The organism is Streptomyces sp. NPDC059455, assembly GCF_042750115.1.
Lineage (GTDB): Bacteria > Actinomycetota > Actinomycetes > Streptomycetales > Streptomycetaceae > Streptomyces > Streptomyces endocoffeicus.
In genome coordinates this window covers 64,032-69,599 of sequence record NZ_JBHYVB010000040.1, presented here as the reverse complement: position 1 = coordinate 69,599, position 5,568 = coordinate 64,032, and the positions used below count along the sequence as shown (strand labels likewise).

Genomic DNA, 5,568 nt, shown 5'->3' with positions numbered 1-5,568 from the left:
CCATGCGGCGGAGCCGCATATCGATGCCGCGGGTAGAGGCGAAGCCCCGGTCCGGGACCGGGGCGGAGCGCCCACCATGCGGCGGAGCCGCGTATCGATGCCGCGGGAAGGGGCGAAGCCCCGGTCCGGGGCCCACCATGCGGCGGAGCCGCATATCGATACTGCGGGAAGGGCCGGGAGGTTCAGCACCGCGTCGGCGTCGCCCTCGGCGGCCGTCCGCCCGGGTGGCGGTGGCGCCAGGTCCAGAAGACCGCGGCGGACAGCAGACACCAGGCCACCAGCACCAGGAACGGAAAGGCGTGCTGGTGGGCGCGGAAGTAGATCGCGGTGTGCTGGGCGTTGACCGAGGCGCCCGGCGGGAGCCAGCGGCCGACGGCGCCTAGGAGGGAGGGCAGCAGGGGCCAGGAGACGGCGCCGCCGGAGGAGGGGTTGCCGAGGAGCACCATCAGACCCCAGGTGGGGATGAGTGCCCAGCGCCCGAAGAGGACGTTGAACATGGAGAACACCAGCCCCGAGGTGAACATCGTCAGCGCCAGGATCGCCCAGGACTCCGGGAAGGGGAGCCGGAGCGCGCCCAGCCCCTGGTCGACGATCACCGCGATCGTGAACCCGCCGAGCAGGGCGTACGCGATCATGAAGGCGATCCGTTCGGCCGGGTTGAGTTCGGCGGCGTTCACGCTGAGCTGGATGGCGCCGAGGAAGCCGATGATCGTGGCGGCCAGGGAGATGTAGAAGACCGCGAGGCCGCGTGGATCGCCGGGCTGCAGCGGTTTCACGTCCTTGACCGTGACCGGCACCCCGGATACCCGGCGAACCTTGCCCGCGGCCTGGCCGAGCACCTGGGCGACGGTCGCCCCGGCCGCGCTCGCCACATCCATCCGCACGCCGCGGCCGCGCACCTGGAGGACGGCGAAGACCCGCTGCTCCTCCAGGGACCAGCGGGCCTTGGCGTAGCTGGGGTAGGGATGCAGCCGGAGAGAGGCGTTGAGGGCCTGCTCCATCCCGGCGAGGAACCGGTTCAGCGGGGCGGCGCCGTGATCGGGGGCCACGACGGCGGTGGGGACGTTCCGGGGCGTCGGGTTCGCGAAGGCGTAGGTGTACGAGCCCGCGAAGAGTCCGGCGCCCGCGGAGATGATCAGCACGATGACGGTCGCGGGGAAGTAGGGGGACCGCTTGAAGGCCCTCCACCCCCATCGCGGTGATCGGCGTTCGGGCTCGGGGTCGGGGCGCTGCGCCAGGTCATCGGCCATGAGATCACGCTAAAGCGATGAGCCCGTACATATCGCACATATCGCGCAACACGGCGCGGACGGAAATGGTTCGCCAGCCGTTTTCCGGAGGTGAGATCCTTGGATCCGTATGTCCACCACGCCTGCCCCCGCCCTGCCCGCCCTGCTGGAGCGGCTGCCCGAGCTGATGCTGCGCGACCAGCAGCGGCTGGGACGCCGACTCGACGGTGCGCGCCGGATCCGTAAACCCGAGGCCCGTGCGGCCGTCCTCGGCGAGATCGCCGAGGAGATGACGCGTGCCGAGCTGCGGGTCACGGACCGCCGTGCCGCGGTGCCGGCCATCACCTATCCGGAAGAGCTGCCGGTCAGCCAGAAGAGGGACGCGATCCTCGAGGCCGTCCGGGATCACCAGGTGGTGATCGTCGCGGGTGAGACCGGCTCCGGGAAGACCACCCAGATTCCGAAGATCTGTCTGGAGCTGGGGCGCGGCGTCAAGGGCCTCATCGGCCATACGCAGCCACGCCGGATCGCGGCCCGCACCGTGGCCGAGCGCATCGCCGAGGAGATGCGCTCGCCGCTCGGCGAGTCCGTCGGCTGGAAGGTCCGCTTCACCGATCAGGTGGGTCAGGACACCCACGTCAAGCTGATGACCGACGGCATTCTGCTCGCCGAGATCCAGACCGACCGCGAGCTGCGCCAGTACGACACGATCATCATCGACGAGGCCCATGAGCGCAGCCTCAACATCGACTTCCTGCTCGGCTATCTGGCCCAACTGCTGCCCCGCCGCCCCGACCTCAAGGTCGTGATCACCTCCGCCACGATCGACCCGGAGCGCTTCTCCCGCCATTTCGGCGACGCGCCGATCGTCGAGGTCAGCGGGCGTACGTATCCGGTCGAGGTGCGCTACCGCCCGCTGCTCGAGGAGGGCGGCGAGGACAGCGACCGCGACCAGATCACCGCGATCTGCGACGCGGTCGACGAGCTCCAGGCCGAGGGTCCGGGCGACATCCTGGTCTTCCTCTCCGGCGAGCGGGAGATCCGCGACACCGCCGACGCGCTGAACAAGAAGAAGCTCCCGGTCACCGAGGTGCTCCCGCTGTACGCGCGGCTGTCGCACGCCGAGCAGCACCGGGTCTTCCAGAGACACACCGGCCGCCGGATCGTGCTGGCGACGAACGTGGCGGAGACCTCGCTGACCGTCCCCGGCATCCGCTATGTGATCGACCCGGGCACCGCCCGGATCTCCCGCTACAGCCATCGCACCAAGGTCCAGCGGCTGCCCATCGAGCCGATCTCCCAGGCCAGCGCCAATCAGCGCAAGGGCCGCTGCGGCCGGACCAGCGACGGCATCTGTATCCGGCTGTACTCCGAGGACGACTTCGTCACCCGCCCGGAGTTCACCGACGCCGAGATCCTGCGGACCAACCTGGCCTCCGTCATCCTCCAGATGACCGCCGCCGGCCTCGGCGACATCGAGAAGTTCCCCTTCATCGACCCGCCGGACCGCCGCAACATCAAGGACGGCGTCCAGCTCCTTGAGGAGCTGCACGCCCTGGACAGCAAGCAGAAGGACCCGCGCAAGCGGCTCACCCAGGTCGGCCGGAAGCTGGCCCAGCTGCCGGTGGACCCGCGGCTGGCCCGGATGGTGCTGGAGGCGGATCGCAACGGGTGCGTCCGTGAGGTCATGGTGATCGCGGCGGCGCTGTCCATCCAGGACCCGCGCGAGCGCCCCTCGGACAAGCAGCAGCAGGCGGATCAGCAGCACGCCCGCTTCAAGGACGAGTCCAGCGACTTCCTGGCCTTCCTCAATCTGTGGAAGTACGTCCGGGAGCGGCAGAAGGAGCTGTCCTCCTCCGCCTTCCGCCGGATGTGCCGCAATGAGTACCTCAACTACCTGCGCATACGCGAATGGCAGGACATCTACAGCCAGCTGCGCACGGTCGCCAAGACCATGGACATCCACATGTCCGAGCAGGACGCGGCGCCGGACCACGTGCATACCTCGCTGCTGGCCGGGCTGCTGTCGCACGTCGGTCTCAAGGACACCGAGAAGAACGAGTACGTGGGCGCGCGCAGCGCCAAGTTCGCGGTCTTCCCCGGCTCGGCGCTGTTCAAGAAGCCGCCGCGGTGGGTGATGTCGGCGGAGCTGGTGGAGACGTCCCGGCTGTGGGCGCGGGTCAACGCGAAGATCGAGCCGGAGTGGATCGAGCCGCTCGCCGAGCACCTGGTCAAGCGCACCTACAGCGAACCGCACTGGGAGCAGAAGCAGGCCGCGGTGATGGCGTATGAGCGGGTCACGCTCTACGGGGTGCCGATCGTCGCCCAGCGGAAGGTCAACTACGGCCGGATCGACCCCGAGACCAGCCGCGACCTGTTCATCCGCAACGCCCTGGTGGAGGGCGACTGGCGCACCCACCACCAGTTCTTCCACGACAACCGCAAGCTGCTGGGCGAGGTCGAGGAGCTGGAGCACCGCGCCCGGCGCCGCGACATCCTCGTGGACGACGAGACGCTCTTCGACTTCTACGACCAGCGGATCCCCGAGCATGTGGTCTCCGGCGCCCACTTCGACTCGTGGTGGAAGCACAAGCGGCGCGAGGAGCCGGAGCTTCTCAACTTCGAGAAGTCGATGCTCATCAACGAGCGGGCGCAGGGCGTCACCAAGGACTCCTATCCGGACTCCTGGCGCCAGGGGAAGCTCAAGTTCAAGGTGACCTATCAGTTCGAGCCGGGGGCGGACGCGGACGGTGTGACCGTCCACATCCCGCTCCAGGTGCTCAACCAGGTCACCCCGGACGGCTTCGACTGGCAGATCCCGGGGCTGCGCGAGGATCTGGTCACCGAGCTGATCCGCTCGCTGCCCAAGCCGGTCCGCCGGCACTACGTCCCGGCGCCGAACTACGCCAAGCGGTTCCTGGAAAGCGCTGTCCCCCTCCAGGAGCCGCTGACGGCGGCGCTGGGGCGGGAGCTCCAGCGGATGGTGGGCGTACGGATCGAGCCGGAGGACTGGGACCTGACGAAGGTCCCCGACCACCTGAAGATCACCTTCCGGGTGGTGGACGAGCGGCGCCGCAAGCTGGCCGAGGACAAGGACCTGGAGGCGCTGGGGCAGCGGCTGCGGCCGAAGACGCGGGCCGCGATCTCCAAGGCGTTCGAGTCCTCCAAGGAGGCCGTGGGGATCGAGCAGCGCGGCGGGCTGACCCGGTGGACGGTCGGCACGCTGCCGCGCACCTTCGAGACGCGCCGCGGCGGCCAGCCGATCAAGGCGTATCCGGCGCTCGTCGACGAGGGCTCCTCGGTGGCCGTACGGCTCTTCGACACCGAGGCCGAGCAGCGGGAGGCCATGTGGCGGGGGACGCGCCGGCTTATCCTGCTCCAGCTGCCGTCCAACCCGGCGAAGTTCGTCCAGGGCAAGCTCTCCAACCAGGCCAAGCTGGCGCTCTCCAGCAGCCCGCACGGCAGTGTGCAGGCGCTGTTCGACGACTGTGTGGCCGCGGCGGCCGACCGGCTGATCGCGGCCCGTGGCGGCCCGGCCTGGGACGAGGAATCGTTCCGCAAGCTCTTCGACGCCGTCCGCGGCGACATCATGGACGCCACGCTGGACACCGTGCGCAAGGTCCAGGAGGTGCTGGCGGCCTGGCAGTCGTGCGAGCGGCGGCTGAAGGCCACCCGCAGCCCGGTGCTGCTGACGTCGCTCACGGACATCAGGGAGCAGCTCTCGGAGCTCATCACGCCCGGTTTCGTGACCGCCCACGGCGTACGGCGGCTTCCGGACCTCATGCGCTATCTGGTGGCCGTGGACCGGCGGCTCCAGCAGCTTCCGGGCAACGCCGACCGGGACCGCGCCCGGATGGCGAAGGTGCGGGAGATGCGGGACGAGTACGCCTGGCTGCTGGAGCAGTTCCCGCAGGGGCGCCCGGTGCCCCAGGAGGCGCTGGAGGTCCGCTGGATGATCGAGGAGCTGCGGGTCAGCTACTTCGCGCACGCCCTCGGCACGGCCTATCCGGTGTCCGACAAGCGCATCGTCAAGGCCATCGACGCGGCGGCGCCTTAAGGGTGTCCCGGGGGCTCCGGCGGCCCGCCGGGGCCCCGCCGGGCGCGAGTTCGACCGCACCCCCTGACCTGCTGTAGAGTCTGCATCGCAGCGCACACAGCGCGGCGCACGGCGGCTGAGCCGCAAGCGTCACTGTTGGTCCTGTGGAGCAGTTTGGAGTGCTCGCCACCCTGTCAAGGTGGAGGCCGCGGGTTCAAATCCCGTCAGGACCGCTTACCCGGAAGGGGGGGGGGGCAGGGGGTGTCCTAAGCAGGGGAGCAGGCGGGGCCTCGCGCACACAGC

At 69.7% G+C, this 5,568-nt stretch carries 2 protein-coding genes and 1 tRNA gene; 2 read left to right on the top strand and 1 reads right to left on the bottom strand.

Annotation, left to right across the window (positions count from 1 at the left end; genetic code table 11):
• Nucleotides 1-182 precede the first annotated feature (182 nt).
• Nucleotides 183-1,250, bottom strand: a complete 1,068-nt coding sequence (locus tag ACFXB5_RS17045) for an ABC transporter permease (RefSeq protein WP_385208187.1) — start codon at nt 1,248-1,250, stop codon at nt 183-185.
• Nucleotides 1,251-1,359: 109 nt separating this feature from the next.
• Between ACFXB5_RS17045 and hrpA the strand changes: the two genes are divergently transcribed.
• Both hrpA and ACFXB5_RS17035 read left to right on the top strand, forming a co-directional pair.
• Nucleotides 1,360-5,286, top strand: a complete 3,927-nt coding sequence (hrpA, locus tag ACFXB5_RS17040; protein WP_385208184.1) for an ATP-dependent RNA helicase HrpA — start codon at nt 1,360-1,362, stop codon at nt 5,284-5,286.
• 137 nt (nt 5,287-5,423) lie between these two features.
• Nucleotides 5,424-5,498: transfer RNA gene (locus ACFXB5_RS17035), tRNA-Asp, on the top strand.
• Nucleotides 5,499-5,568 lie beyond the last annotated feature (70 nt).